Here is a 26,712-nt window from a genome sequence, read left to right on the forward strand (position 1 = left end):
AAGAAGGCAAGATACCGTACCATTCAAGGTGCGGTATCTTTTTTTTCGGAAATTGTCGAAAATAGCTGTTTATTTGGTAAAATATGGTATAATTTGTAAAAAGGAGGAGATAGAATGGTTGAAGATGTGACTGACTATGTGACAGCGCTCATTAGGAAAGGAATTCAATTGGGGGCTAGTGATATTCACTTTGAACCGACGATTGAAGGGATTGTTGTGCGGTTCAGAATGGACGGCTACCTGCAAGTAATTGAAACGAAAGAAGAAGGATGGGGACCGCCTACTGTTTCACGTATTAAGTTGATGAGCGGAATGGATATTGGAGAGAGGAGGTTGCCTCAAGACGGAGGTTTTACTTTTCAAACCGGTGAAGAAGCGGAGGAGCGCTCGATTGACGTGCGTGTTGCTACCCTTCCGACCATTCATGGAGAAAAAATCGTACTTCGGTTATTACCGCATGAGACAAAATACCAATCACTGAGTTCGCTCGGTATGAGTGGAGAGAATGTATTCGAGATAAGAAAGATGTTAGCGAGATCGCAAGGAATGATTCTTATCGCGGGACCGACCGGTAGCGGCAAGACGACAACGATGTATACGATGCTTCATGAGCTACAGCGACATGGCCGCAATATTGTTTCACTGGAACAACCGGTCGAGTATCGGATTCCAGGTATTAATCAAGTGCAGATTCATCCGCGCGCGGGCCTATCCTTTCATGAAGGACTTCGAGCGGTATTGCGTCAGGACCCAGATGTCATTCTTGTCGGCGAAATCCGAGACAAGCCTACGGCAGAGGTGGCAGTGCGTGCCGCGCTTACCGGTCACCTCCTGCTCTCCACCATCCATACGCTTGACTCGGTAGGAACCGTACTTCGTCTGCTAGATATGGGAGTAGATCCATATCTGGTCAATTCGGCGCTGACCGGTGTGGTGGCGCAACGTCTTATTCGCAAACGGTGCTGACAATGTTATGGACAAGGGGATTGTTCTGCGTGCCATAGTACAGGATTTCATGGACGAGTCGGCATTTATGAGGTGCTGGAGATAGATGAAGAGCTTCACCCTTATATTTTAAATCGCTGCTCTGCTGCTACAATTCGGCGTCACTTGCAAAAGAAAGACTTCACTTTTTTGTCCTTGCTCTTGGAGAAGAAGATAACGGAAGGAGTGGCAGAGCGGATTGAGCAAAGTCATTATGCAGTACATGTCGAGGGAGATACGATGGTCCGATGAGTCATTGGCACGCTTAAGTCAGCGACTATCTTATTTATTAGAGGCAGGAATTCCTCTACTGGACAGCCTTCAGTTGACTCTCCATCATTTTGCCCGCCCGGAAAGGAAACAATTGCTACGGGTTCTGGAACGACTGGAAGCAGGAGCCCCTCTATCTTTAGCGCTTGAAAGAATGAGAGTACCGCCGTTATTTCTTTCCCTTGTTGCAGCCGGAGAACAACATGGCCAGTATGCTTTAAGCTTTACTTTTGCCGCCCGATATTATCACAGGCGAGCCGCCTGGAAGCACCAAGTATATCAGATTCTTAGTTATCCTCTTCTATTGCTTGCCCTATCAGTTGTGTGCTTTTGGTTCCTACTTCATGTGATTTTGCCGCATATTTCCTCGATGTATGACACGATGAATCTTTCACTTCCACCATTGACTCGCTGGTTTATGAACGTTTTTTTGCTTGTTCCGTCGTATTACACGCCGATAGTCGGTATGTTTGTTACAGTCTTGTGTACGGTGTTTGTATTTCATAAAAAGCGTCGGCTGGTACCTCTTCTCTTGAAACTTCCTGTTGTACGGCATTGGATTATGCTGCAGTACAGCCACTATTTTGCTGTACAGACAGGTCTTTTGTTGGAAGCGGGCATATCCATTCTGGAAGTATGCCGCTTATTTCAAACGAAAGCTCCCTGGTTTTTTCTGAGGGAAACAGCGTGTGCAATCGAAGAACGGTTGCGGCAAGGTCATACTTTGAGCAATGCTTTGCGGCGACATTCGTGTTTTACCGCAGAGCTTATCCGCTATATTGAGTTGGGGGAGGAGGGCGGAAGAATTGGTGAATGTCTGCTATTTTATAGCGAACAGCTTGAAACACATAGCAAGCAGCGAATCGAAAGGATGATGCGTTGGCTAGAACCGTTGATTTTGCTTGGTGTCGGTGGCGTCGTATTTATCGTAGTTATGTCGTTTTTTCTGCCTGTGCTACAGATGATGAATGAGGTGAAATGATATGAACACCCGTAGAAAGTATAACCTGGAAGCTGGATTTACGCTCATTGAACTGCTTATCGTTATTGCGATTATCGGAACTTTTTTAACCTTGGCGTTACCTACATATAAAGGTGCTATCGCCAAGGCACAGAGTCGGAGTTGCGAAGTGAATAAACGCATGGTTGCAACTGCGCTTGAAGCTTATGCTATCGAGAACGGGGGCAGCTATCCGTCAGCCTCAGGAGCGCTCAATGAATTGTCAGACAAAGGATATTTGGGACAAGCGCCAGTTTGCCCTGCCAACGGAACGTATGCGGTAGAGATTTCGGCTGACGGTAAGAAAATCAATGTGAAGTGCAGTAAACATGAAAATCCGTAACAGCGGCTTCAGTTTGATTGAAGTGCTGCTTGTGCTCGCCATTTTTGGAGGAATGCTCTGTATTGCACTCCCCTCAGTTGTCCATACGTTTCGGCATATGCAGGGTGAGCAATTTATTGACATGCTTGGGGCGGATATATATCTTGCCGCAAATGAGGCACTGAGCTATCGGGGGCAAGTTCGAATTGTTTTTTACCCGCAAAGCGAATTTTATACCGTACAGCGAATGTGGGAGCTCAAAAAGAAGAAAGTGATGATCCCGGCTGGCTTCTCCGTGACGAATAACTTTAGGAATGGAACCATTATCTTCAATGAGCTGGGGCATGTCATTCAGGCAGGGACCATTTCTATCGTGTATCCAAACAGTATGAAAAAGAAGGTGACTGTGTACATGGCAAGCGGACGATTCTCGGTTAATACGGAATAACAGGGGAGAAAAAATGAAGGAAGATGGATTTACTTATATAGAAGCTCTTCTCTCTCTCGCGTTGTTTGCCATTTTCGTGCTCGCAGTCCAACAGGTACTTCACGTATCGGTGAGGGAGCGTGCAGAGAGAAGTACGGAGGCGACAGCATACCTATTGGCATATTCATTGCTTGAGCAGTGGAAAGCTGGACTTGTGGTTGAAACCGATGATAGAGAGATAGAAGGGAAGCGTTATCGTATTCAGATAACGTCTACAAACGTCACAGAAATGGTGGAGAGGTGTGAGGTGCAGGTATTTTGGGAAAGCGAATGGGTAGGCGAGCGACGTATCGGATTTTTAGGCTACCGATTTATGCCTTTGGTTCGATCCGCAATAATCGAGGAATAACTTTACTGGAAACGTTGCTCTCCTCCGTGATACTATGTTTGGTCTTACTGTCAATTCTGTATTGTTTTATGGAAGTGCAGCGGCATGCTGTCCGGGCCAAGGACGCAGTGATATTGGAGACGGAGATGCGAGGTTTTTTTTCCTATATGGAAGAAGAGATTCATCGTTGCAGCAATTTCAAAAAGGCAGGTAATAAACTGTACCTGGAGAGCATTAGCGGATTAATTGCTACGTATGAAAAGGTGGGGAATAGAATTGTGCGGCGGGTAAGCATGGAAGGGTATATTATCTTAACCAAGTATGTTCGTACATTTCAAGTGGAAGCGGGGGAGAAAGGGTGCAGATTTTATGTTGAAATGGAGAAGGATGGCACCGTATGGAAAGGAAGTATATTTATCGGAAAAAGAGTAGAGCGTGTGGAAGCGAAGTGATAGAATGCGTAGTTGCGTAGCAAATCCGCGAGGTGCCGCATTGTTTGTCGTGCTTGTATATGTACAGATTATGCTTATTGTCATATTGCATGTCCTTATGTTTCTTGGCCAGCTGCGCCCTGTCTCACGCAATGAGCAGGAAAGAATGCGGCTGCATTATATCGCTGAAGCAGGCGTGTATTTTACCGCTGAACGCATGCTGCGAGAGCCTGATGATTACACATGGCGGGAATATCATATCGAAGATGTGACGATTGGCGTTCTAGTGGAGCCGCGCGGGAAGGATGATGTATGGATACAGGTGAGCGCAAACGCTATGTCGCTTTATTCAACTCGACTGTGGGCAGTGATGAACAGACCGACAGGAAAGATTACAGAATGGAGTGAGTTCAGACTTAGCAATTAATTGAATGATGCTGCCGACACGGAAACGATGCCAACAGAAATTACAGTTTCGTAGCGGTAGGCGATTGAAACTAGTTGCTTAAGGATACGCTGTAAGTAACAGGCTAGAACAAGGGGGCGCATACGATGTCTTCTCAGGAATACGTAAAATATTTAACTCAACGTTTCGTCAAATACATGGAGACACCGAAAGAGCAACGAGTGAAGAAACCGAAAGAAGCGTTCATGTACCGCTGGTTCGGCATGCTTCCGTTCGCCATTGGTATGTTTATCCGGCGCAAGAAGAAATAAAGAGAAGTAACCGTCCCGCGTTCAGATAAGAATGCAGGGACGGTTTTTTATGGATAGGAAACTATGTGTAGCTGTAAAGCAGGAAAGTAACATATAGTCTCTTCCGAGCGTATCACTTGAAAAACGTGTGAGGTTTATTCTTAACTTTTTCTTTTTTTACGTATAATGGTGGTGGAGAAAAAATAGTCCACCGTTTATCATTTCCACGTCAATGCGTGGTTCGTATTGCCACCGAAGCTCCTCTATTCGCTTTTCTTTATGCTCAAAAGAGAATTCGTCCTTATCTTTATCTGCCGCGTTTTTGACTGCGTAGAATCGATCGATTTGTGCAAGCTCTGCCGCAAGCCGTTGCCGGGCTTCTTCGGCCCAGGAAGAATCCTCCTCAGCGATAGCGTTTTGGACATGGAGTTCCAGACGCTGGATGGCTGAATCGGTACTGAAAATTGGACGCATCGTATAAGCGTAATCGGGCAGTACTGGCAGCATACTGCGCTGCTCAAGTGCTTCGAAGAAATTCTCTTCGATCTGCCCATGGATAAGGTTGATGCCCAGTGAGATAAGCCGGTCCTTTTTACGGTCGCAAATGAATGAGACTTTATAGTTAATTCCGAGCCATGGTGTAAGCGCATCTTGTACATCTGATGCAGGAGAAGACGGAATGTGTTCATAGAGACGGATATAGCGACCATGACGACGTGCAGATGCAAAAAATTGCTGAAGACGAGGCGAGCCAAAAGCAATATCTTCTCCATGAACCCCGTCAGGAAGAGCCTCACGTTCAAACACGAATGTCATATGCATAGGTTGTGGCTCCAGATTCAACCGTTCTACATAGGTCCAATAGAATGGCCGATTCCCTAAATCTTTATCCACTTCCGGCGGAAGCTCGACTTTGAAGTAAGCGGGATGCGTTTCATCATACCGCGCCTGGTGGGCGTTGAAATATCGTTCCAGGAAAGAGCGTACCTGGGATTGGTTCATGGAAGCACCGCCCCTTCCCATGAATCGACAGCTGCTTTTTGTACAGAATCCGTACTGTTCTGCACGGATTGGATGACTTGACTTAGATTATCCATCTTAATGGTAAGCTCTCCTTCGCTCTTTGAAGACAGCAGAATATCGATGACATTTTTTTCGAGAGATTTGTTGAGATGGAGGCGATCAATAATTGTTTCCAATTCGCCGATGACCATCTTAAATAGGTTAATTTTCTCATAGAGCAGATTTAGAATTTTCTCCTCAATTGTACCTTGGGTCGCAAGGTTATAAATGTAGACGTCACGCGTCTGACCGAGACGATGTATGCGTCCAATGCGCTGCTCTACACGCATGGGGTTCCAGGGCATGTCGTAGTTAATCAGACGGTTGCAGAATTGCAGGTTAATTCCCTCGCCACCTGCTTCAGTAGCAATGAGCACCTGTGCTCGCTGTTCGAACAACTGGCTCATCCAATCTTTTTTGCTGCGCTTAAACCCGCCGCGGAATAGAACAGACGTAATACCGTGTTGGGCCAGAATATGTTGCAAGTATTCCTGTGTGGCTCGATACTCGGTGAAAATAATAACCTTGTCGTCTGTCTCTTTGATAATATCGATAACTTTTTCCGCTTTTTGATTCGTAGATACTTGCTTTAGCTGTTCGATGAGCTCGACGATGCTGCGTCTGAGTGGGGATGACTCAGGTGCGCGGTTATGCATATGAACAAGTGTCATAAATGCGGCATCTCGGCTACTACAGATTTCGCGCTGTAGGGTAATAAGGGCAAGCGGGTTTTTGTATCCGCCCTCTGCGCCATGATACTGTTCTTGCACGAAGCGGCTTACACTCTCATAGAGATGCCTTTCTTCCGCTGACAGCTCAATAGGTACCGTGATGACATGGCGGGCTGTAAACTCGACTTTTCCGTCTGAGCGCCGGTTGCGTACCATAATCTTTTTCAACTCATTCTTGAGTGTTTCATTGTTTTTTACCTGACGTTTGCCTTCAACATAGCTTTGCTGAAATTGCGCCGACTGTCCCAGATGACCCGGTTTTAGCAACGTAATCAAGTTGTACAATTCGTCCAATTCGTTTTGAATAGGTGTAGCGGTAAGCAGGAGACAGTACTTTTTCTTCAGTTCCTGGATAAACTGATAGTTTTTCGTGTTCTTATTTTTGAGTTTGTGCGCTTCATCGATAATGACGAGATCGTACGGCTGGTTGAGCACGATTTCACGGTGTGGAGGGCGTTTGGCTGTATCGATAGAAGCAACAATGATATCGTACTGTGTCCACATATATTCCTTCCTCTGTGCCACTGCAGGAATGGAGAATTTACTATTCAACTCCCGTACCCACTGTACAACAAGCGAGGCAGGAACGAGGATAAGCACTTTCTTTACAAGACCTCGTACCATATACTCTTTCAGGATAAGACCGGCTTCAATCGTTTTGCCAAGGCCTACTTCGTCGGCAAGCAGAGCGCGGCCATGCATATCGCAGATGACTTTCTGCGCTGTTTCAATTTGATGAGGAAGAGGGGTTAAGTGCGGGAGGTGGCGCAGGCACTGAAGCTCATTGAAATCACTCACTGCGGATGCGTGCGTCGCTTCCCATGCCAGGCGATACAGTTCACGATGGTGCCATGGCCCATCTTCCTGCACTCTTGTTTTGAAATGATCGATCCAATCCCTCTGAAATGTAATAGGAATCTCCGTCATATTGACATCCACCTTTTTGATTTTCCCGCTTCTAATCGCCGCAGCGATTATGGGTACGTACATGCTTCGTATTCATAGAATAACCAAAAAAGAGAGAAAGTATGTCACACCCGTTAATTATCCATAGGTTGGAAGAAAAAAGTCGTATGTGTATACGTGTTCACTATCTTTTTCCGTAAGGAAGTGACACGAACGCCTAACTAGAGTTCACACTTTTTACATAGTATAAGCATGCGATTTTGGTGCAATACATAAGAAAATGCACAAATCCAAAAGGACAGGAGGGAGGCTGTGGAGTACATTCCAGAGCATAAGCGTGTGCACAGGCGGCTTTCGATTACAAAAGTCGCGAAGCGCATTCTTTTTATTTTGCTAGGAGCGGCGCTTGTCTCCGTCGGGTTAGAAATTTTTCTTGTACCAAATAATATTATTGATGGTGGCATCGTAGGAATTTCCATTATTTTGTCTCATTTGCTTAGCATGAAGCTTGGTTTGTTCTTGTTTTTTTTAAATTTGCCGTTTTTGTTTATCGGCTATAAACAAATTGGAAAAACATTTGCGCTCTCAACATTGCTCGGCGTTGCTGCAATGTCGGTTGGCACGGCGCTCTTGCATCCGGTAGAGAAATTGACGCGGGATCCGCTGTTAGCTGCCGTTTTCGGTGGGATTATCCTTGGCATCGGTGTTGGAATGGTCATCCGTTATGGAGGATCGCTTGATGGAACGGAGATTGTCGCAATTTTGTTTAATAAAAAATTACCATTTTCTGTAGGCGAAACCGTCATGTTTTTCAATTTCTTTATTCTTGGCAGTGCAGGTTTTATTTTTGGATGGGATCGAGCAATGTATTCGCTTATCGCGTACTATATCGCATTTAAAATGATCGATGTCACGATTCAAGGGTTTGATGAATCGCGCTCGGTATGGATTATTAGCGACAGACATCATGAAATCGGAGATGCGCTGTTGGCGCGTCTTGGGCGCGGCGTTACCTATCTAAATGGGGAAGGCGGCTATACCGGTGAAGATAAAAAAGTTATTTTTTGTGTTATTACCCGTCTGGAAGAAGCGAAGCTGAGGTCTATCATTGAAGATATCGATGAAGCAGCGTTTTTGGCTGTTGGTTCAATCAATAATGTGAAAGGGGGAAACTTCAAAAAACGTGACATTCACTAAACGAAAAAAAGAGGGAAGGCACATAGGCCTCTCCCTCCTTTTACTTTTTTGGCGCTCTCCATCCCGATAGGCGAAACTTTCGTCCTTCAGGACCAGGAAGCGTGAAATATCTAATAACGAGCGCGGCTGGAAGTACATAGCCGATCATTGCCTCCAATATTGCCACACCGCGTGCTAGTCCGAACGGACTTAGGTCTCCATATCCGACCGATAGAAGCGTAATTGCACTGAAGTAAAAAGAACGTGTGATTCGATCATGCCATTGCTGTTGATGGGCATAGGAAGCATAATGATCAAGAATAAATCCCCAACCTGACCATTCGATCAGACAATAGATAAGCCCGAAGGAAAGTACAAGATTCATATAAAGCAAAAAGAGAACTAAAAAATTATGCCATGTCTTGCGCCCGATAATTGATCGTTTCATTTTCTCACATCCACAGCATATATATTTAGAGTAAAGGAATAGAGGATGTAGCAAGGAATTTCTTAATTTTATCCTCTATCTTGTACATATGTATGCTGGAAGAGAGGCTTATTATAATCGCGTTTTATAGAAGTTTCCGTCAGGATCGTTGTTGTCGTTGTTGCTTTTTTCTGCATCTTCATTAGTAGAGAGTAGATTTTTGCGCAATTCTTCGGCGCATGAGCTGCAGTATTCGCCTAACGTGATTAAAGTATTGCAGTTCTTACATTTATATTGCATGCTGGGATAACGTGTAAGATCGAAATATTTCTCCCGAATAAGATATTCAATGTAGCGGACCGGAATATCAAGATCCTGCGAGACTTGAAGAACGGGAGCATTCCTTCTTTCTTTCGGTTTTAAATAGTCGCGAATGCGTTTAACCGTATCGAGTTCTTGACGCGCGCAATCCGGGCAGACAGGCTTAGAAACTTTCATAAATAGTTTCCCGCACGCAGAGCAGTTGGATAGCATTCAGCTTCACATCCTTCTAAACTGAGGTAAAATTTCTCACATACTCTATATAATAAGATCTTCTCGGTAAATTTTCCTGTATTGTATTATTTTTGTCAATAAAATGAGTCTTAGGTCCTGATTTAAAAGGTCATGATTTGTTTAAGTGTTGAATCAAGAAGCGAGAGATGAAATAATAAAGGAAGTGCAAAGCCCGGCTAATTGGTTACTGGGTGATAAGGAGGGCGTACATACCGATGGAAAATAAACCGTTGCTTGGCCAAATCGATGAGCAGGGGAATTTAGTGCTGCCGCCAGAGGCTCAAGAAATTCTCGGTTACGGCGCAATTGAGATTGTTCTGGAAGGCGATTGTATCATACTGACGAAAGCCGAACCGATTTATACGTGTGTGTGGGAACGAAAGCAGAATAAGAAATAAAGCAAAGGGTAATACGGAGTGGAAGAAAAATTCCACTCTGTTTTTGTAAAGAAGACATCTGGTTTCTTCCGATTGTATTACTTGAAAACCGCGCGTGAGTTTTTTGTTTAATGTTCGTCTTTTATATAAAAATACAGATGATTTCATTGGATGACTCATGATTTTTCGGATAAAAGCAAACGTTTTAGATGAATATATGCTGTTTGTTAATGAAAAAATGAAAAAAATATTGCAATTTGGTTGATTCATGGTACGATAATAAGTGATTACATATTGATTTTTGCTAATAATAAAATATTGTGCGGATGAAGGCAGAGGGAGAGAACGCGCTGGGCGCGTCGCCGAAGGAGCAAGCACACCTTTTAATCTCTCAGGCAAAAGTACTTCTGCGGGACGCAACTCTGGAGAGAGCCCATGGGATGGGCCACCAAAGGGGAAACCGATCAGTAGGCTGTGTTGTGTAATGCAGGCTGGGACCGGGTAGCTCTCAGGTACAAAGGACAGAGATAGGGGAATACCCTATTTCTGTCCTTTTTTGATGGGGAAGAAAGTGTCTGTCACTGTAAAGCCAAAAACATGGGAGGTTGAGATGAATGTCTGCTTTGAAACAAACGCCTGTCTATTCCTTATATAAAGAGCATGGGGCTAAAACAATTGACTTTGGCGGCTGGGACTTACCCGTACAATTCTCAAGCATTCAAAAAGAGCACGAAGCCGTTCGTACGAAAGCTGGATTGTTTGATGTATCGCATATGGGTGAAGTGGAAGTAAAAGGGCCGGATGCGCTTGCTTTTTTGCAGAAGATAGCTACGAATGATGCATCCAAATTAGTCGAAGGTCAAGCGCAGTATTCGATTATGTGCTATCCGGACGGCGGTACGGTAGACGATTTACTCATCTATAAGCTGGGGGCTGAACACTATCTATTGGTCGTTAATGCCGCGAACATCGAGAAAGATTATGACTGGATGCAAAAACACGCGGAAGGGGATATGACGCTTCGTAATATTTCGGATGAGACGGCTCAATTGGCAGTACAGGGACCATTAGCAGAAACTGTTCTGCAAAAGCTAACTAATACAAATCTGGCTGAAATTCGTTTCTTCCATTTTAAACAGAATGTTATGTTGTCCGGCATTTCTGCACTTGTGTCACGCACTGGTTATACCGGGGAAGATGGATTCGAAATTTATATGCAGGCGCAGGATGCGCCTACGTTATGGAACAGCATTCTCGAAGTCGGAGGAGAAGATGTGTTGCCATGCGGATTGGGCGCGCGTGATACGCTTCGTTTTGAAGCGCGTCTGCCGTTATACGGACAGGAGTTGAGCCGAGACATTAGTCCGATTGAAGCGGGTCTGGGCTTTGCTGTAAAAGTCGACAAGCCGGTTCCTTTTATTGGACAGGATGCGCTCAAGGAGCAGAAGGAAAACGGTGCACCACGCAAGCTTGTTGGAATCGAAATGATGGAACGGGGCATTCCGCGGACGCATTATAATGTCTACGTAGGAGAAGAAAAAATAGGTGAAGTGACAACAGGCACCCAATCGCCGACACTTAAGAAAAATGTTGGGCTTGCGCTTGTCAAGCGTGAATATGGTGAGCTGGATACAGAAATCGAGGTAGAAATCCGCGGTAAACGTGTGAAAGCAAAAATTATACGTACACCGTTTTATAAACGAACATAAATAAACTAGCAGAGCTTGTTCAAAAAGGAGGACAAACAGAGTCGTGAAGTTCAAGGCGTGGCAGACCTGAGCAACGGAGCGTAGGGCAATGCAACGCAGAAATTCGCAGAACTATTTCCCGAACTTTTTGAACTTCCTCTAGCAAAGGAAATCGGGGAGAAGACAAGGATGAACCAAGCACAAGCAGCACTTAAATACAGTAAGGAACATGAATGGGTAGAAGTATTGGATAACGAATGTGTACGCGTCGGAATTACGCAATTCGCACAGGAGCAACTAGGCGATATCGTATTTATCGAGTTGCCGGAACAAGGTACCGCAGTGAAGGCGGACGAGAGTATGGGGACTGTCGAGTCGGTAAAAGCTGTGTCCGATATTTATTCGCCTGTAAGCGGAGAAGTCGTCGAAGTGAACAGGGAGCTTGAAGATGCTCCAGAAACGATTAACGGGGATGCATATGGCGCAGGATGGATGGTAGTTATCAAGCTGGCTAACCCGGCAGAACTGGATGAATTGATGACAGCGGAGCAGTACGAAGCATTTAGCAAAGAGGAGGAATAAGACGTGACAGTAAAGTATCGATACCTTCCGACGACTGAAGCTGACCGTAAAGAAATGTTAGCTGACCTCGGTATTTCTGATATCTCTGAATTGTTCTCTGATATTCCGGAGAAGGTTCGCTTTAAAGGGGAATTGCAAATTCCGGAAGCCGTTCCGGAGGCGGACTTGACCAGGCATATGGGGCGGATGGCAGGCAAAAATGTCAATGCGCTCGATTATGCTTGCTTCCTGGGAGCTGGAACGTATGACCATTATATTCCGAGCGTAGTGAACCATGTCATTTCCCGTTCAGAGTTTTACACTGCATATACGCCATATCAGCCAGAGATTAGTCAGGGTGAGCTGCAGGCCATCTTTGAATTTCAGACGATGATTTGCGAGTTAACCGGCATGGATGTGGCCAATTCGTCTATGTATGATGGTGCTACGGCATTAGCGGAAGCGGCAGCGATGACAGCAGCTAAGACGAAACGGAAGAAAATTGTTGTCTCTCGCGCCGTACACCCGGAAGCGCGCTCCATTCTTCTTACGTATGCCAAAGGGCAAGGGCTTGAAGTCGTTGAAGTCGGCTGCAAGAATGGATTGACCGACCTGGCAGCATTGGAGGCGGCGGTGGATGAACAGACTGCCTCGGTACTTGTGCAGTATCCGAACTTCTTCGGCGCAGTTGAAGATTTATCGGCTGTAGAGCAGATTGCGCATAAACATAAAGGTTTATTTGTCGTAAGCGCTAATCCGCTAGCTTTGGGCTTGCTGCGGGAACCGGGCGCATACGGCGCTGATGTCGTAGTCGGTGACGCTCAGCCGTTCGGCATTCCGATGGCATTCGGTGGTCCGCACTGCGGCTATTTCGCAGTGAAAAAAGAATTAATGCGCCAGATTCCGGGGCGTATCGTCGGCCAGACACACGACGAAAGTAGACGCCGTGGTTTCGTGCTGACGCTGCAGGCGCGTGAACAGCATATCCGCCGTGAGAAGGCGTCCTCGAATATTTGCTCTAACCAAGCGCTAAATGCGTTGGCTGCAGCTGTATCGATGACCGCTCTTGGTAAGCAGGGTGTACAAGAGATGGCGCTTTTGAATGTGCAGAAGACACAGTATGCCAAACAGCAGCTAGCTCAACTGGATGGATATGAAGTTGTATACGATTCACCTGTATTTAACGAATTTGTTATTAAAACACCGCATCCTGTGGGCGATATCAATAAAGCATTGTTGCAGGAACAAATTATCGGTGGTTTTGACCTGTCTCGTGACTATGCGGAACTTAACCAGCATATGCTGATTGCAGTAACTGAATTACGTACGAAAGAAGAAATTGACCGATTGGTGAAAGGATTGGAGGGAGCGCGCCATGCTTAATACGATGCCGAAAGCTGAACAGCAACAAAAAGATAAGGCGCTTATTTTCGAGATGAGTAAGCCAGGACGCGTAAGTTATTCGCTGCCTGCGTGCGATGTTCCTGAAGTCGATGTTACATCTATTATTCCAAGTAATTCCCTGCGGGAGACACCCGCGGAATTGCCGGAAGTGAGCGAGCTGCAGTTGATGCGTCATTATACGGAACTATCCACGCGCAACCATGGAGTAGATTCGGGTTTTTATCCGCTCGGTTCATGTACGATGAAGTACAATCCGAAGATTAATGAAGATGTAGCCCGTTATCCAGGATTCGCTCGTATCCATCCGTATCAACCGGAAGAGACAGTACAGGGCGCATTACAGTTGATGTATGAGCTTCAGAAAGATCTGGCGGCCATTACTGGTATGGATGCGGTAACATTGCAGTCGGCGGCTGGCGCGCAAGGTGAGTGGACTGGTTTAATGATGATTCGTGCCTACCATGAGAGCCGGGGCGAGAAGCGTACGAAGGTTATTGTACCGGATTCTGCGCACGGCACAAATCCGGCTTCCGCCAGCGTAGCAGGACTTGAGACGATTACGGTAGCATCGGATGCGAACGGATTCGTCGATGTAGAGGCGCTACGTCAGGTAGTTGGTCCGGATACGGCAGCGTTGATGCTGACGAATCCGAATACGCTGGGCTTGTTTGAGAAAAGCATTGTAGAAATTGCAGAAATCGTGCACGAAGCAGGAGGTTTGCTGTATTACGATGGAGCAAATGCTAACGCCATTCTTGGCAAAGCGCGTCCGGGAGATATGGGCTTTGACGTAGTGCATCTGAATTTGCATAAAACGTTTACGACACCGCATGGTGGCGGCGGTCCGGGTTCCGGTCCTGTTGGCGTGAAAAAGGAATTGCTTCCATTTCTACCGAAGCCAATGGTTGTTAAGGAAGGAGATATGTACCGACTTGATTTTGACCGTCCGCAGTCGATTGGTCGTGTCAAAGCATATTACGGTAACTTCGGCATTAACGTACGTGCCTATACGTATATCCGCACGATGGGGCCTGAAGGATTACGCCTTGTTTCAGAAAATGCCGTGCTTAATGCGAACTATATGATGCGGAAGCTTGCTAAGTATTATGATCTGCCGTTCGATTATGTATGTAAGCATGAATTCGTCCTGTCTGGAAAGCGTCAGAAGAAGCAGGGAGTTCGAACGCTTGATATCGCCAAACGCTTGCTTGACTTTGGCTATCATCCGCCGACGATTTATTTCCCGCTTATCGTGGAGGAATGTCTGATGATTGAACCGACGGAGACTGAGTCGAAAGAGACGTTGGATGAATTCATTGAAGCGATGATTCAAATTGCGCAGGAAGCGGAAGAAACGCCAGAGGTCGTACAGGAAGCACCACACCATACGGTAGTGAGCCGTCTCGACGAAGTATTGGCAGCTCGTAAGCCAGTGTTGCGATATACAAAAACGGAATAACGAAAAGGAGAAGGGAGGGGCGAAAGGCTCCTCCTTTTTTCCTTCCTCCAATCCCCAACATCTTTGCCGCCAATGGTGCAGATACTATGCTCAAGTACGTCGTATGAATACGGCCTGTACTTTGAGGTTGAAAGGGGGATGCGACATGTTGACGAATGAGGAATTGTCTCGCTTTCGTTCGCTTTTGAACAATCAGCTTAAGGATATAAAGGAACGGCTCAACGATAGTGAGGCATATGGTACCAGCCGAGCTGCTCTAAAGGAATCGATCGGTGAGCTGTCCAATTATGACAATCATCCGGCCGATCAAGGAAGTGAAACATTTGAGCGAGGAAAAGACATCGCGCTGTATGAGCACGGAGAAGAGGAAATGCGGGATATTGAGCGAGCGCTTACGGCTATCGAACAAGGAACATACGGAAGATGCGAAGTATGTCATGCCAAAATCCCGCATGAACGGTTGGAAGTGCTGCCGACTACGCTTCGCTGTGTACAACATGCTGAGGAGGAGTTTGTTTCACAGCGTCGTCCTGCGGAAGAAGATATCATCGCTCCCCCATTCGGAGCATATAACTATGACGGATGGGATGCTACGTTTTATGATGCAGAAGATGCAATGCAGGACGTCGCAAAATATGGAACATCGGATACGCCATCTGATTTTGGCGAACAAGCCCATCTTAGCTATAACGATATGTATGTGGAATCAGAAGAGCCCGTAGGATACGTTGAAGATATTGAAGGCTTTTTATTGTCCGATATAAACGGAAAGTTCATTGGCGTGAATACGGAGAATCCGTTGCATGAAAGATACGAAGATGCACTCGATGAGGCAGGAGTTGTCTCAGTGATGGGCAATCCGGATTTGATGGAGGACTACACGGAAGACGAAGGTTATGTGGATAGAGATAGGTAAGAAAAAGGAGACCGAAATCGGCCTCCTTTTTCTTTTGTGTCAGTATCTATGGCTATGGCGAAATTCATCATTTTCATCGTTTGCGTATTGATCATCATGGCGCACTTCGTCGTCGGCGTAATATACGTCATCAGCATACGTCACTTCAGTCGCTTCCTGACATCTGGAGCAATAGCTCCGACTCCGTTCCCAGAGTACCAGCTCTTCACCGCAATAAATACAAAGGTCTTTCATTAGGCAACGCCTCCTTTGATACTCTTGGAATATACGCAAAATGCATGTAATACTTTTACCCGTTCTCTTGCAAATTGAAACAAGGATAGTATATACAAAATAATGGGTATGAATGCAAAGTAGATGTATGAAGGCTTTTTATACATGCTAAATAGTAAAGGGAAGTAAGTGAATATGCTACAATATAAGAAAGAAGGGGGCATAGTCGTATATGGAACAATGGCGTTTTCTTGATACGGGAGTTCATTCGCCGGCAATGAATATGGCGATTGATGAAGCAGTGCTTGCGATACATAGTGAAGGAAAAACTCATCCGTCGGTTCGTTTCTATACGTGGGAACCGTCGACAGTATCAATCGGTTATTTTCAAAAAGCCGAGAAAGAGATCGATTTAGAAAAAGTAAAAGCATACGGTCTTGGCTTTGTCCGGCGGGCTACTGGTGGCAGAACCGTATTACATGATAAAGAACTTACTTATAGCGTGGTCGTCTCAGAATCACATCCCGCTATGCCGTCCGGTGTAACGGACGCTTATCGCATCATTAGCGTAGGGCTGCTAGAAGGATTCCGCCTTCTGGATTTGCAGGCGGATATGGTAAACCCTGATCAGGCCAAGCTTGCCACACCGTCTTCGGCTGCTTGTTTTGATGCACCGTCTTCTTATGAATTGGTTGTAGAAGGCAGAAAAGTGGCCGGTAGTGCCCAGACGCGACAGAAAGGGGTCATTTTGCAGCACGGGTCCATTCTGCTTGATATCGATGTGGATATGCTGTTTGACATCATCCGACAACCGAACGAGCGGGTACGAGAGAGGCTGAAAAAAAGCTTCACTGATAAAGCGGTCGCAATCAATCAGGTGCGTCCGATACCTGTAACATTGGATGATGCTCGTAAAGCGTTCCGTAAAGGTTTTGCGAAGGGGTTAGGTGTCGAGTTGATGGACGATGAACTGACTATTGAGGAGAAGGAGCTTGCGGAACAACTTGCCCGTGAAAAATATGGATGCGACGAGTGGAATTTCAAACGGTAATACAAAACGAAAAGCGGCCGATCGGCCGCCTTTTTATGTGATGTATATATAATCCATCGATTTAGAGTTTTGGTTCTCACCTTTTTATCAAGAGACGAGTGGTGTTGTAAGAGGCATATATTTTGTCGAAAAAATTTTCGCGAAAAAGCAGGAAAAAATCTATATGTTGTGGTAGAATCTATATATAAACACAATATGTTGATGAATTAGTAAGCGTTGGTTTAGATGTAAGAAGGCGCTTAATCAAATGTATCAGACCGTATACGAATGGTCAATTTATATTTCAAATAGCTGGAGGTTGAAAAATGGAGACTGCATCCGAAATGACAGGAAAAACAAAGCTTGAGGGATTGAGCGAGAAAATTTTCCTCGATCGTTATGCGTTAAAAGATCCGAATCCGGATAATGTACAAGTCGGAGATACGGTGCTTGTTTTGACTAAAGATGACCCTAAATTTCCAAAAAAAGAAGTGGGTGTGGTGGAAGCACGTGAAGGCAGTACGATTCACGTGAAGCTGCGCAACGGAGAGATGGTAACGACAGAGGCTGATAAAGCTTTACGGACGCTTGAGGCGACACCGGATGAGATGTGGGATCGTCTGGCCAAGACGATCGCATCCGTGGAGGCGACACCGGAGAAGCAAACAGAATGGACAGAGAAATTCCGCGATTTGCTGGCGGATTGGAAGCTCGTTCCGGGTGGGCGGATTGCGGCTGGTGCCGGAGCTAACGACGAGCTGACGCTATATAACTGCTATGTTATCCCGTCACCGCATGACAGCCGCGGCGGAATCATGGATACACTGAGTCAGATGACGGAAATTATGTCCCGCGGGGGCGGCGTTGGCATCAACCTGTCGAGCCTTCGTCCACGTCGTGCACAGGTAAAGGGCGTGAACGGTTCATCAAGCGGTTCTGTATCCTGGGGCGGATTGTTTAGTTATACAACCGGATTAATTGAGCAAGGCGGGAGTCGTTAATACCATGGCGACGTAACTTCGCGAATTGCTGGAACATCCTAAAACTATCTGAGCTACAACGTGGCTGGCAACGGCGAGCGTGAATGCGTAAAAATCGGATAGATGAAACAATGGACAATCAGCAGCCAAGCGCCTTTGGAAACAGAGGTGAAGGTCCAACGACTATTAAAAGTTCCTACGTTACACCTTATTCCATATGAGGGAGTAATATGGAACCAGTAAATCGTAGTCGACGGAGACGTTACTACGAGGCGCGAAGCAAGGAAGAACTTCAACAGCTTCTTATTTTAGCTTTACAATCAGGAGGATAATCAAGCTGAATCGAAAGTGTGAAAAGTTTACTTCCTTGATGATATAGTCTGAACTCATGTGAAAGCATGAGAGATAGGCAGAAATGACCTATCCACCCGCTACAGGCGGGGAGTAACAAAAAGCGTGGCGCCTTGATGCTTATGATGAACGACTGGCACCCAGATGTGCTCGAATTCATCACTGTAAAACAAAACATGGGGCTTATTACAAATGCCAATCTGTCCGTCTGCATTAGTAACAGCTTCATGAAAGCCGTAAAAGAAGACCTTGATTGGGAACTAAGATTCCCGGATACAACCGACCCGGAATACGATGAAATTTGGGACGGAAACATGGAGAAATGGGTTGAGCTAGGTAAGCCGGTACGTGTCTATAAAACAATCCGTGCCCGTGACATGTGGCATACGATCATTGAATCCGCATGGAAGTCAGCCGAGCCGGGCGTCGTTTTCATGGAATACTACAACCAGATGTCCAATAGCTGGTACTTCAATCCGATTATTTGTACGAACCCATGTGGCGAGCAAGGTCTCCCAGGATGGGGTGTATGTAACTTATCTGCGATTAATCTTTCAAAATTCACGAAAGATGGCGAGGTAGACTGGGCAAACCTGTCGACAACTGTGCGCCATTCCGTTCGCTTCCTGGACAACGTGGTAGATGCTACTCCGTATCACTTCCCGGAAAATGAAGCGAACCAAAAGAACGAGCGCCGTGTCGGTCTCGGTACAATGGGCCTTGCGGAGATGATGATCAACCTTCAAATCCGTTATGGCAGCCCGGAATCGCTCGAATTCTTGGACAAGTTGTATAACTTCATTGCTCGTGAAGCATATCTTGCTTCTACGGAAATAGCCGCTGAAAAAGGAAGCTTCCCGGCATTCGACGCCGATCTCTTCCTGCAAAGCGGATTTATGAAGCAATTTGACGACGAAGTTCGTGACGCAGTGAAAGAGCGTGGCATGCGTAATGTAACGGTTCTTACACAGGCTCCGACTGGATCTACAGGGACAATGGTTGGCACGAGCACAGGAATTGAACCTTTCTATGCATTCGAATATTACCGTCAAAGCCGTCTTGGCTTCGATAAACAGTATGTTCCAATCGCGAAAAGCTGGCTGGAAGAAAACGAGGCTGAACAATTGCCGGATTACTTCGTGAGTGCGATGGATTTGTCTGCTGAGGATCACGTACGAGTGCAGGGTGCGATTCAGACATGGGTAGACAGTTCTATTAGTAAAACAGCGAACGCACCGGCTGATTTCTCAGTTGAAGAGACAAAGGCGCTGTACGAGCTTGCCTTTGACCTTGGGTGCAAAGGGGTTACGATTTATCGTGACGGTAGCCGCGATGTACAGGTCCTGACTACGAAGAATGAAGAAAAGAAAGAGACAAAGGGACAGGAGTCGAAAGCAGAAAAAATCGCTCCTGCCACTGATCTGGATGAAACACCACCAACAAAAGATTACCGTCGCCGTCCGCTCCGCTTAAAAGGTGCAACATACAAAATGAAAACACCTCTAGGTAAAGCTTACATAACGGTGAACGAAGTGGACGGTGCGCCGTTTGAAGTTATCGTAAATGTAGGTAAAGCGGGAAGTGATGTATTTGCGATGTCAGAAGCGCTCGGCCGCGTATCCACGTTGTTCCTTCGCTTCGGCGAGCTGCCGGACGGAAATAAAGCGCGTCTGCTCATTAAGCATTTGAAAGGCATTGGAGGTTCCGGTGCGGTCGGTTTCGGAGCAAACCGGGTTGATTCCATTCCGGATGCAGTAGCGAAAGCGATCGAGTTCTACCTTGATGGTGACGATGAGACGCCGGTAGCATCGACAAGCGAAATACAAGCACCACCGGTTCCGCAAACAGATGAACGCGATGAAGACGGTGATGTATACCGTGAAGGTCTTGACCTTTGCCCGGAATGCGGCGCTGCGGCGCTTGTAGCGGAAGAAGGCTGCAAACACTGCGAAGCGTGCGGTTATTCCCGTTGTTCTTAACAATACTTTTATAAAAAGGTGAAGACATGCTTGTCTTCACCTTTTTATAATAATTTAACGAATGATATATCAAAAAATCAGATCTATATACATCTGATTTCAACCACGCTACCCTGTCAAACTATCAAGTGTAATTTATATAATAACCACAGTGGGCTAAGAAAAGAATTTGGTCAGTTACACAGGATACTTACTGTATGTCACCGCCGAAATTTACCAGTTTTTAAATAGCTTTATATAATAATAGTAAAAAAAATTTTTAATCTATAAATAATAGTGATACACTATAATAGAGTTATAATTGATCCAGAAAAGGTGTGTGACTAGATCGCGCCTGGCTTGCTGTAGCGCCTAAGCAGGAGCGCCTACACCCTTTCTGCAAATTTTAGGGTAAAAGGACGATAAAAATGAGCAACAGACATACTAGAACAGACGTTATCTTGATTGGTGCCGGAATCATGAGTGCCACTTTGGGGACAATTCTGAAAGAATTAGTACCGGACTGGGAAATTACAGTGTTTGAGAAGCTCGCAAACACAGGAGAGGAAAGCTCTAACGAGTGGAATAATGCAGGAACTGGGCATGCGGCACTGTGCGAGCTTAACTACACCGTCGAACAACCGGACGGATCTATAGATATTAGCAAAGCTATAAAAATTAATGAACAGTTTCAGGTTTCAATGCAGTTTTGGTCTTATCTTGTAAATAGTAATCTTATACGTAATCCGCAGGACTTTATCATGCCATTGCCTCATATGAGTTTAGTACAAGGGGAACGAAATGTAGCGTTTTTAAAGAAACGTTTTGAAGCGCTGTCAAACAATCCCCTATTCCAAGGGATGGAATTTTCCGATGACCCAGAAAAGCTGATGGAATGGCTTCCGCTTATTATGAAAGACCGGACATCGAATGAACCTATAGCGGCAACAAAAATTGACTCTGGAACTGATGTGAACTTTGGCGCTTTAACACGTATGTTGTTTGACCACTTAAAGAGTAAAAACGTTGGTATAAATTTCAAACATAATGTTGATGATATTAAACGTACTAGCGACGGCTCTTGGGAATTGAAAGTACGGAATGTCGATAACGGTAAAGTCGAACGCCATACTGCAAAATTCGTCTTTATCGGAGGCGGGGGAGGAAGCCTGCATTTACTGCAAAAATCCGGTATTCCTGAAGGAAAACATATTGGAGGATTTCCGGTAAGCGGACTATTTATGGTGTGTAATAATCCGGATATTGTAGAGCAGCATCATGCAAAAGTATACGGCAAAGCTAAGGTTGGTGCTCCTCCAATGTCTGTTCCGCATCTTGACACAAGATATATCGATAATAAAAAATCGTTGCTATTTGGACCGTTTGCCGGCTTTTCACCAAAGTTTTTAAAATCCGGTTCAATGTTTGATTTGTTAACTTCCGTAAAAATGGATAATCTCGTAACTATGTTGGCGGCAGGTGCAAAAAACGTTTCATTGACAAAATACCTAATCGAGCAAGTTATGTTATCGAAAGAAAAGCGCATGGAAGAGTTACGGGAGTTTATCCCGAGCGCCAAAAGCGAGGATTGGGATATAGTGGTAGCGGGCCAACGTGTGCAAGTTATTAAAGATACTGCTGACGGCGGCAAAGGAACGCTTCAATTTGGTACAGAAGTTGTTAGTGCTACTGATGGCTCGATAGCAGCATTGCTCGGCGCTTCTCCGGGTGCTTCTACCGCCGTTCACGTCATGCTGGAGGTAATAAAAAAATGCTTCCCGCAACATATAAAAGAGTGGGAACCGAAAATAAAAGAAATGATTCCTTCCTATGGCGTGTCACTATTGAAAAACCCAGAGCTTATCGACGAAATTCATACTTCAACAGCGCGGGCGCTTAGCTTAGAGGGTAAAAAAGAGTTCGCATACGCATAAAAACTGTCCTTATTTGTCGCGACCATGCCGGATACAGCGGGACGGTTCTATTGTATGTTCAAACATTTCCTTACGCTTATATTTATTATGAAAACACGATGTCCATAGGAAGGCAAATCAGCAATGCCATACCAGTAAAATTGACAAAACCGAAAAAACCGAAAAAACTGAAAAAACCGTATGTTAAAGGAAGCATAAATTGCAGTTTTGGCAAATTTATGCTTCCTTTAGTTTTTTAAAATAATGAATTTAAATTTATTTATTTCGCATCTATATGCATGAACATGATATTAAGTGTAATTTATATAGCTAGACACTCTTTTATAAATAACTCCTTTATTATTCATTCATATAGAGCCTAGCCATGTAAAGGTAGCTAATAGAGCAGATTTAATGTCATTATACAAGTACAGGAGAACTGCCTATCTTTTTTTGAGTATTAAACTCGCAACAAATTATTCAATTGAGGTATAATATAGTCTAGTGAATTCATCTTAATAATTTTATGTAGATTCAAAATGGAAAGAGAGTGTTCATTATGGGCCGTAAGTGGAACAACATTAAAGAAAAAAAAGCGTCGAAAGATGCAAATACGAGTCGTATATATGCAAAATTTGGAAAAGAAATTTATGTAGCAGCCAAGCAAGGTGAACCGAATCCAGAATCAAATCGGGCTTTAAAAGTCGTACTAGAGCGTGCAAAAACGTACAGTGTACCGAAAGTGATTATTGACCGGGCGCTTGAAAAAGCGAAAGGTGGTTCAGAAGAGAGCTATGATGAACTTCGTTATGAAGGCTTCGGACCAAATGGATCAATGGTAATCGTAGATGCACTGACAAATAACGTGAACCGTACCGCATCAGATGTGCGGGCTGCATTTAGTAAAAACGGTGGTAACATGGGAGTAAGTGGATCTGTAGCATATATGTTTGATTCAACCGCCGTTATTGGTCTTGAAGGTAAAACAGCAGATGAAGTGCTTGAAATATTAATGGAAGCAGATGTAGAGGTACGTGACATTTTAGAAGAAGATGAAGCGGTTATCGTTTATGCCGAACCGGACCAGTTTCATGCGGTGCAAGAAGCATTCAAAAATGTTGGTATAACTGAATTTACAGTTGCAGAATTAACAATGCTTGCGCAAAATGATGTAACACTTCCGGAAGATGCACAAGCACAGTTTGAAAAACTGATTGATGCATTAGAAGATTTAGAAGATGTTCAACAAGTATACCACAATGTGGATTTAGGTGAATAATACATGAAAGCAGACCTTTGTTATGTAACAAAGGTCTGTTTTTTTATATACATCTGATTTGATACATCGACAAATCTTTATGGTGAGAGGGAGCGGTCGGAAAAAGACACGCTGGCTTTTCTTCTGCCGGATCGCAGGACGCATCCAACCTCTTCTTTTTCGAATCTCCTCCTTCCCACCACACTCCCCTGTCAAAATATCAAGTGTAATTTATATAGATTGTTTATTGAACTTGCTTTTCTAATCTGAATTGCTTTTTTTTCGAAATAAACCTATTGCTAATAATAATAAAGGGTAAAAAGCCCCTACTGTTAAAATATAAGGTATCCAGGTGGTAATGTCCCATGTTTGTGTATAAACAACATTAGGATATATTGCAAGGGAGGCGACAACCAATATCATTCCTAAAGGTAAAACAAGAGGGCGGTAATCTTTCAAATTAAATATTTGTGCAAGAGCTAAAACAATAGCATAAAAATAAAGTACTAGCCGAAAATAGAGTGAAATAAACCACAGTCCAGCCATAATGGCTTCGATTCGTTGTAGAAAATTACCTACGTTTATTTTTTTTGCTAAAGCATAGCTTGGATATATCTGCCTTACTGTAAGATCAGCACCAAGAACCGAAATGCTCAGAGCTATGATGATAATCATCACAAGACCTCCTATTAGACCTCCGATGAAAAAAGCTTTTTTAGATTCTTTAGATTTATTAACGTAAGCTGGGAAAATCATCAGAAGAACAATAAGAGGAAGAAAAACAATACTTAAAAATGATAAGGTAGCCGGTAATATAGACTTTATTCCCGTCTCTAACATTGGCTGTAAATTTTCAACTTTGATTTGAGGGGAAACAAAAATAACCAGGCTAACAAAAAGTATGAGGAACCATGGAAATAAGATTTCTGCGGAACGAGCTAACGTTTCAAGCCCGAGACGCACCCCCATAACAACAATGATGACAAAAAGAATATTAATGGCTTCGATCGGTGTTTCAGGCATGACTTGCGTAGTTATAAAATTTCCTAAATAAAACAGAACAGAAGCAGGGCCACCAAAGAATAAAGTAGTAATAAACAGAAAAGAAACGGCTTTACCCACCCATTTTCCCAAAAGTTTTTCATTTAATTCAATCAAGGTCATATGAGGAAAAAGATTCCCGACAGCGTTATATAGCCATATTAATAATAACCCTACTCCTACCCCGATTATCCCTGCAATCCAAGCATCTTGTTTTGCAAAAGAAGCTACAGCTGATGGTACAACTACGATAGCACTCCCAATCGTATACAGGATGACTAACACTGTAAATTGACGTGCCGATATTTTCCCATTCTCAAGCATATATTCTTTCCTTCCCTATTTATCCTACTTTTATGTTAGCCATTGTTTACTTTTTTTAGTTGAAGTAAACTTTTTTATCAAATTTAGAGAAAAGCAAGAAAAAAGTAAAACAGGGATATTCTTAGCCTATACAATATACCTCGTTTAACATGCAACAACCGATACTAAAATTAATAAATACGTAGATAAGAAGTCTAAGACGCTTTTATCAAGGAGATAATGAGTAACAGAACATAGCAGCAGAGGGGGCTCATCATGGGATTTATGAAAAACATATGGAAACGCTCTGTACCAACGAAAAACAGTCTGACAGGGACTATAAATGAAAAAGAGCCTCTGCAAACAAACCTTCAAGAAAATATACAAAAGATAAAAAAAGATCTAGGAAACAGTGATGATATTGTCATCAGAGAAGTTTGGATAGGTAAAACAAGAGATGTGAAAGCAGCGATTATTTATACGGACGGTTTAGCAGATAATACCACGATCAATGAATTCATTATGGAATCCCTTATGCAGGACGCAAAGAAAAGTGAAATAGATAAGGTTCTCTCCTCTAGCCAAAGTCTTGTCCATGTTTTGAAAGATGTAGCCTTGGCGGTAGGAGACGTTCAGGACATTACGGATTTTCAAACCCTATACGCTTCCCTTTTATCCGGAGATGCTGTCATCTTGCTTGACGGACAAAAGCAGGGCTTTTCTGCTGGTGCAAGAGGGTGGAAAGACATGGGGGTTACAGAAGCGACAAACCAGACGACCGTTCGGGGACCGAGAGAAAGCTTTTCCGAATCACTGCGTACAAATACATCATTAATCCGCCGAAAGATTAAAGATCCGAATCTTTGGCTGGAAACGAGGAAAATCGGACGAGTTACCAAAACGAATGTATCTATTGCCTATGTTAAAGGAATTGTAAATGAAAAAGTCGTGGAAGAAGTACGTATACGCTTAGATCGAATTGATATTGACGGGATTTTGGAAAGTGGCTATATTGAGGAATTAATTCAGGATGAAACCTATACCCCTTTTCCAACCATATACAATACGGAACGGCCTGATGTGGTCGCCGCTGAATTGTTAGAAGGGAAAGTGGCCATTTTGATTGATGGAACACCCAATGCCTTAATCGTTCCTGCCCCGCTTATTGTATTTCTTCATGGTGCAGAAGATTATTATCAGCGTGCGGATTTTGCCACTCTCCTGCGTATTCTTCGCTATATTTCCGGATTTATTGCGTTACTGGGCCCATCGTTATATATTGCGATTACTACGTTTCATCAAGAAATGCTCCCTACACAACTGTTGATAAGTCTGGCGGCCCAGCGGGAAGGGGTGCCTTTCCCGGCCTTCATCGAAGCACTGATGATGGAAGTGACATTTGAAATTTTACGAGAAGCCGGCTTACGAATGCCAAGAGCCATCGGACAAGCAGTATCGATTGTAGGAACGTTAGTTATTGGACAGGCAGCCGTGGAAGCAGGAATCGTATCCGCTGCCATGGTCATTGTAGTATCTATAACAGCGATTTCGAATTTCACGTTCCCTGCCTATAACATGTCCATTGCTGTAAGAATGCTTCGTTTTCCAATTATGGGACTGGCCGCTTCCTTCGGTCTATTCGGAATTATCGTGGGCATTATTGCTCTTGTGCTTCACTTATGCAGCCTACGTTCTTTTGGTATTCCGTACATGACTCCTTTTGCCCCCTTTATTCCTGCTGACCAGAAGGACACGATTTTTCGGTTGCCGCAATGGGCATTGGTATCCCGTCCTCGTTTAATTAATCAGAAAAACGTGGTCCGCAAGCAAAGCTCTCCGCCGAAACCGAAACCGCGACAATAACAATTAAAGACAGAAGGACGTA

The 26,712-nt window shown here is 44.4% G+C and carries 25 protein-coding genes, 3 pseudogenes and 2 riboswitches; of the genes and pseudogenes, 22 read left to right on the plus strand and 6 right to left on the minus strand.

The genetic code is table 11. The features are described 5' to 3' along the window. Positions 1–114 precede the first annotated feature (114 nt). From AF333_RS08585 to AF333_RS31625, 8 genes and pseudogenes are all read left to right on the plus strand, one after another. Positions 115–1,236, plus strand: a pseudogene (locus AF333_RS08585) (GspE/PulE family protein). After that, on the plus strand, positions 1,184–2,236 hold the full coding sequence (locus tag AF333_RS08590) for a type II secretion system F family protein (protein ID WP_052812133.1): 1,053 nt from the start codon (positions 1,184–1,186) through the stop codon (positions 2,234–2,236). Before AF333_RS08585 ends, AF333_RS08590 begins: the two are co-directional and overlap by 53 nt. 1 nt (position 2,237) lies before the next feature. Further along, on the plus strand, positions 2,238–2,597 hold the full coding sequence (locus tag AF333_RS08595; protein ID WP_043066662.1) for a competence type IV pilus major pilin ComGC: 360 nt from the start codon (positions 2,238–2,240) through the stop codon (positions 2,595–2,597). Then, positions 2,584–3,024, plus strand: a complete 441-nt coding sequence (locus tag AF333_RS08600; protein WP_043066661.1) for a type II secretion system protein — start codon at positions 2,584–2,586, stop codon at positions 3,022–3,024. Before AF333_RS08595 ends, AF333_RS08600 begins: the two co-directional genes overlap by 14 nt. Positions 3,025–3,037: 13 nt before the next feature. Continuing rightward, positions 3,038–3,412 (plus strand): type IV pilus modification PilV family protein, encoded by a 375-nt coding sequence (locus AF333_RS08605; protein WP_043066660.1) that lies wholly within the window; start codon positions 3,038–3,040, stop codon positions 3,410–3,412. A gap of 68 nt (positions 3,413–3,480) precedes the next feature. Beyond that, complete coding sequence (locus AF333_RS08610; RefSeq protein WP_235496262.1) at positions 3,481–3,843, plus strand: ComGF family competence protein; 363 nt, start codon at positions 3,481–3,483, stop codon at positions 3,841–3,843. After that, the gene (locus AF333_RS08615) at positions 3,827–4,249 is read left to right on the plus strand and encodes a pilus assembly PilX N-terminal domain-containing protein (protein WP_139188948.1); all 423 of its coding nucleotides are present in this window, start codon (positions 3,827–3,829) and stop codon (positions 4,247–4,249) included. The genes AF333_RS08610 and AF333_RS08615 overlap by 17 nt, the downstream gene beginning before the upstream one ends. Before the next feature lie 125 nt (positions 4,250–4,374). After that, a complete protein-coding gene (locus AF333_RS31625; RefSeq protein ID WP_074715063.1) occupies positions 4,375–4,539 on the plus strand; it encodes a YqzE family protein in 165 nt (54 codons plus the stop codon). Positions 4,540–4,695: 156 nt separating this feature from the next. Here AF333_RS31625 and AF333_RS08620 read toward each other — a convergent pair whose 3' ends face one another. Both AF333_RS08620 and AF333_RS08625 read right to left on the minus strand, forming a co-directional pair. After that, entirely contained in the window at positions 4,696–5,520 is an 825-nt protein-coding gene (locus AF333_RS08620) for a YqhG family protein (RefSeq protein ID WP_043066657.1), read from the minus strand. Next, entirely contained in the window at positions 5,517–7,238 is a 1,722-nt protein-coding gene (locus AF333_RS08625; protein WP_043066656.1) for a DEAD/DEAH box helicase, read from the minus strand. Before AF333_RS08625 ends, AF333_RS08620 begins: the two co-directional genes overlap by 4 nt. A 291-nt stretch (positions 7,239–7,529) precedes the next feature. On the opposite strand from AF333_RS08625, the gene AF333_RS08630 reads away from it, so the two are divergent. Further along, positions 7,530–8,414, plus strand: a complete 885-nt coding sequence (locus AF333_RS08630) for a YitT family protein (RefSeq protein ID WP_043066655.1) — start codon at positions 7,530–7,532, stop codon at positions 8,412–8,414. Positions 8,415–8,454: 40 nt separating this feature from the next. On the opposite strand, the gene AF333_RS08635 is transcribed toward AF333_RS08630, so the two are convergent. Together AF333_RS08635 and AF333_RS08640 are read right to left on the minus strand one after the other, a co-directional pair. After that, positions 8,455–8,841: a potassium channel family protein gene (locus AF333_RS08635; protein ID WP_074715066.1), complete on the minus strand. Its 387-nt coding sequence runs from the start codon at positions 8,839–8,841 to the stop codon at positions 8,455–8,457. A 111-nt stretch (positions 8,842–8,952) separates the two neighbouring features. Further along, a complete protein-coding gene (locus AF333_RS08640; protein ID WP_139188949.1) occupies positions 8,953–9,318 on the minus strand; it encodes a hypothetical protein in 366 nt (121 codons plus the stop codon). Positions 9,319–9,590: 272 nt separating this feature from the next. Here AF333_RS08640 and AF333_RS08645 point away from each other — a divergent pair, with 272 nt between their 5' ends. From AF333_RS08645 to AF333_RS08670, 6 genes are all read left to right on the plus strand, one after another. Next, positions 9,591–9,773: a hypothetical protein gene (locus AF333_RS08645; RefSeq protein WP_043066653.1), complete on the plus strand. Its 183-nt coding sequence runs from the start codon at positions 9,591–9,593 to the stop codon at positions 9,771–9,773. A gap of 305 nt (positions 9,774–10,078) precedes the next feature. After that, positions 10,079–10,169, plus strand: a riboswitch (glycine riboswitch). A 3-nt stretch (positions 10,170–10,172) separates the two neighbouring features. After that, positions 10,173–10,279, plus strand: a riboswitch (glycine riboswitch). 87 nt (positions 10,280–10,366) lie between these two features. After that, entirely contained in the window at positions 10,367–11,461 is a 1,095-nt protein-coding gene (gcvT, locus tag AF333_RS08650) for a glycine cleavage system aminomethyltransferase GcvT (RefSeq protein ID WP_043066652.1), read from the plus strand. Positions 11,462–11,629: 168 nt separating this feature from the next. Then, entirely contained in the window at positions 11,630–12,022 is a 393-nt protein-coding gene (gene gcvH / locus AF333_RS08655) for a glycine cleavage system protein GcvH (protein ID WP_043066651.1), read from the plus strand. 3 nt (positions 12,023–12,025) lie between these two features. Continuing rightward, positions 12,026–13,384 carry an aminomethyl-transferring glycine dehydrogenase subunit GcvPA gene (gene gcvPA / locus AF333_RS08660; protein WP_255322198.1) on the plus strand — a complete coding sequence of 453 codons (1,359 nt, stop codon included), beginning with the start codon at positions 12,026–12,028 and terminating at the stop codon, positions 13,382–13,384. Then, entirely contained in the window at positions 13,377–14,864 is a 1,488-nt protein-coding gene (gene gcvPB, locus AF333_RS08665) for an aminomethyl-transferring glycine dehydrogenase subunit GcvPB (protein WP_235356659.1), read from the plus strand. Before gcvPA ends, gcvPB begins: the two co-directional genes overlap by 8 nt. 145 nt (positions 14,865–15,009) lie before the next feature. Further along, positions 15,010–15,780 (plus strand): TraR/DksA C4-type zinc finger protein, encoded by a 771-nt coding sequence (locus AF333_RS08670; protein ID WP_043066650.1) that lies wholly within the window; start codon positions 15,010–15,012, stop codon positions 15,778–15,780. A gap of 39 nt (positions 15,781–15,819) precedes the next feature. On the opposite strand, the gene AF333_RS08675 is transcribed toward AF333_RS08670, so the two are convergent. Continuing rightward, positions 15,820–16,014: a hypothetical protein gene (locus AF333_RS08675; protein WP_043066649.1), complete on the minus strand. Its 195-nt coding sequence runs from the start codon at positions 16,012–16,014 to the stop codon at positions 15,820–15,822. Positions 16,015–16,225: 211 nt separating this feature from the next. On the opposite strand from AF333_RS08675, the gene AF333_RS08680 reads away from it, so the two are divergent. The 6 genes and pseudogenes from AF333_RS08680 to AF333_RS34890 all read left to right on the plus strand — a co-directional run bounded on the left by AF333_RS08680 (position 16,226) and on the right by AF333_RS34890 (position 23,748). Beyond that, on the plus strand, positions 16,226–17,044 hold the full coding sequence (locus tag AF333_RS08680) for a lipoate--protein ligase family protein (protein ID WP_043066648.1): 819 nt from the start codon (positions 16,226–16,228) through the stop codon (positions 17,042–17,044). 323 nt (positions 17,045–17,367) lie between these two features. Continuing rightward, positions 17,368–18,021, plus strand: a pseudogene (locus AF333_RS08685) (ribonucleotide reductase N-terminal alpha domain-containing protein); the annotation flags it as partial. 416 nt (positions 18,022–18,437) lie between these two features. Further along, a pseudogene (locus tag AF333_RS08690) lies at positions 18,438–20,333 on the plus strand (adenosylcobalamin-dependent ribonucleoside-diphosphate reductase); the annotation flags it as partial. A 407-nt stretch (positions 20,334–20,740) separates the two neighbouring features. Next, positions 20,741–22,246 carry a malate:quinone oxidoreductase gene (locus tag AF333_RS08695; protein ID WP_043066646.1) on the plus strand — a complete coding sequence of 502 codons (1,506 nt, stop codon included), beginning with the start codon at positions 20,741–20,743 and terminating at the stop codon, positions 22,244–22,246. Positions 22,247–22,784: 538 nt separating this feature from the next. Continuing rightward, complete coding sequence (locus AF333_RS08700; RefSeq protein WP_043066644.1) at positions 22,785–23,504, plus strand: YebC/PmpR family DNA-binding transcriptional regulator; 720 nt, start codon at positions 22,785–22,787, stop codon at positions 23,502–23,504. A gap of 58 nt (positions 23,505–23,562) precedes the next feature. Further along, positions 23,563–23,748: a hypothetical protein gene (locus AF333_RS34890; RefSeq protein WP_235496264.1), complete on the plus strand. Its 186-nt coding sequence runs from the start codon at positions 23,563–23,565 to the stop codon at positions 23,746–23,748. On the opposite strand, the gene AF333_RS08705 is transcribed toward AF333_RS34890, so the two are convergent. Beyond that, the gene (locus AF333_RS08705) at positions 23,745–24,848 is read right to left on the minus strand and encodes a GerAB/ArcD/ProY family transporter (RefSeq protein ID WP_043066643.1); all 1,104 of its coding nucleotides are present in this window, start codon (positions 24,846–24,848) and stop codon (positions 23,745–23,747) included. The genes AF333_RS34890 and AF333_RS08705 overlap by 4 nt on opposite strands. Before the next feature lie 255 nt (positions 24,849–25,103). On the opposite strand from AF333_RS08705, the gene AF333_RS08710 reads away from it, so the two are divergent. Further along, a complete protein-coding gene (locus AF333_RS08710; protein WP_080787779.1) occupies positions 25,104–26,690 on the plus strand; it encodes a spore germination protein in 1,587 nt (528 codons plus the stop codon). Positions 26,691–26,712: the final 22 nt, after the last annotated feature.

Origin of the sequence: Aneurinibacillus migulanus (assembly GCF_001274715.1) — a bacterium.
Classification (GTDB): Bacteria; Bacillota; Bacilli; order Aneurinibacillales; family Aneurinibacillaceae; genus Aneurinibacillus; species Aneurinibacillus migulanus.

Coding starts and splice junctions, on each gene's coding strand:
- AF333_RS08595 (WP_043066662.1), top strand. CDS start 2,238: ATGAACACCCGTAGAAAGTATAACCTGGAAGCTGGATTTACGCTCATT.
- AF333_RS08600 (WP_043066661.1), top strand. CDS start 2,584: ATGAAAATCCGTAACAGCGGCTTCAGTTTGATTGAAGTGCTGCTTGTG.
- AF333_RS08605 (WP_043066660.1), top strand. CDS start 3,038: ATGAAGGAAGATGGATTTACTTATATAGAAGCTCTTCTCTCTCTCGCG.
- AF333_RS08610 (WP_235496262.1), top strand. CDS start 3,481: ATGGAAGTGCAGCGGCATGCTGTCCGGGCCAAGGACGCAGTGATATTG.
- AF333_RS31625 (WP_074715063.1), top strand. CDS start 4,375: ATGTCTTCTCAGGAATACGTAAAATATTTAACTCAACGTTTCGTCAAA.
- AF333_RS08620 (WP_043066657.1), bottom strand. CDS start 5,520: ATGAACCAATCCCAGGTACGCTCTTTCCTGGAACGATATTTCAACGCC.
- AF333_RS08625 (WP_043066656.1), bottom strand. CDS start 7,238: ATGACGGAGATTCCTATTACATTTCAGAGGGATTGGATCGATCATTTC.
- AF333_RS08635 (WP_074715066.1), bottom strand. CDS start 8,841: ATGAAACGATCAATTATCGGGCGCAAGACATGGCATAATTTTTTAGTT.
- AF333_RS08640 (WP_139188949.1), bottom strand. CDS start 9,318: ATGAAAGTTTCTAAGCCTGTCTGCCCGGATTGCGCGCGTCAAGAACTC.
- AF333_RS08645 (WP_043066653.1), top strand. CDS start 9,591: ATGGAAAATAAACCGTTGCTTGGCCAAATCGATGAGCAGGGGAATTTA.
- gcvT (WP_043066652.1), top strand. CDS start 10,367: ATGTCTGCTTTGAAACAAACGCCTGTCTATTCCTTATATAAAGAGCAT.
- gcvH (WP_043066651.1), top strand. CDS start 11,630: ATGAACCAAGCACAAGCAGCACTTAAATACAGTAAGGAACATGAATGG.
- gcvPB (WP_235356659.1), top strand. CDS start 13,377: ATGCTTAATACGATGCCGAAAGCTGAACAGCAACAAAAAGATAAGGCG.
- AF333_RS08670 (WP_043066650.1), top strand. CDS start 15,010: ATGTTGACGAATGAGGAATTGTCTCGCTTTCGTTCGCTTTTGAACAAT.
- AF333_RS08675 (WP_043066649.1), bottom strand. CDS start 16,014: ATGAAAGACCTTTGTATTTATTGCGGTGAAGAGCTGGTACTCTGGGAA.
- AF333_RS08680 (WP_043066648.1), top strand. CDS start 16,226: ATGGAACAATGGCGTTTTCTTGATACGGGAGTTCATTCGCCGGCAATG.
- AF333_RS08695 (WP_043066646.1), top strand. CDS start 20,741: ATGAGCAACAGACATACTAGAACAGACGTTATCTTGATTGGTGCCGGA.
- AF333_RS08700 (WP_043066644.1), top strand. CDS start 22,785: ATGGGCCGTAAGTGGAACAACATTAAAGAAAAAAAAGCGTCGAAAGAT.
- AF333_RS08705 (WP_043066643.1), bottom strand. CDS start 24,848: ATGCTTGAGAATGGGAAAATATCGGCACGTCAATTTACAGTGTTAGTC.
- AF333_RS08710 (WP_080787779.1), top strand. CDS start 25,104: ATGGGATTTATGAAAAACATATGGAAACGCTCTGTACCAACGAAAAAC.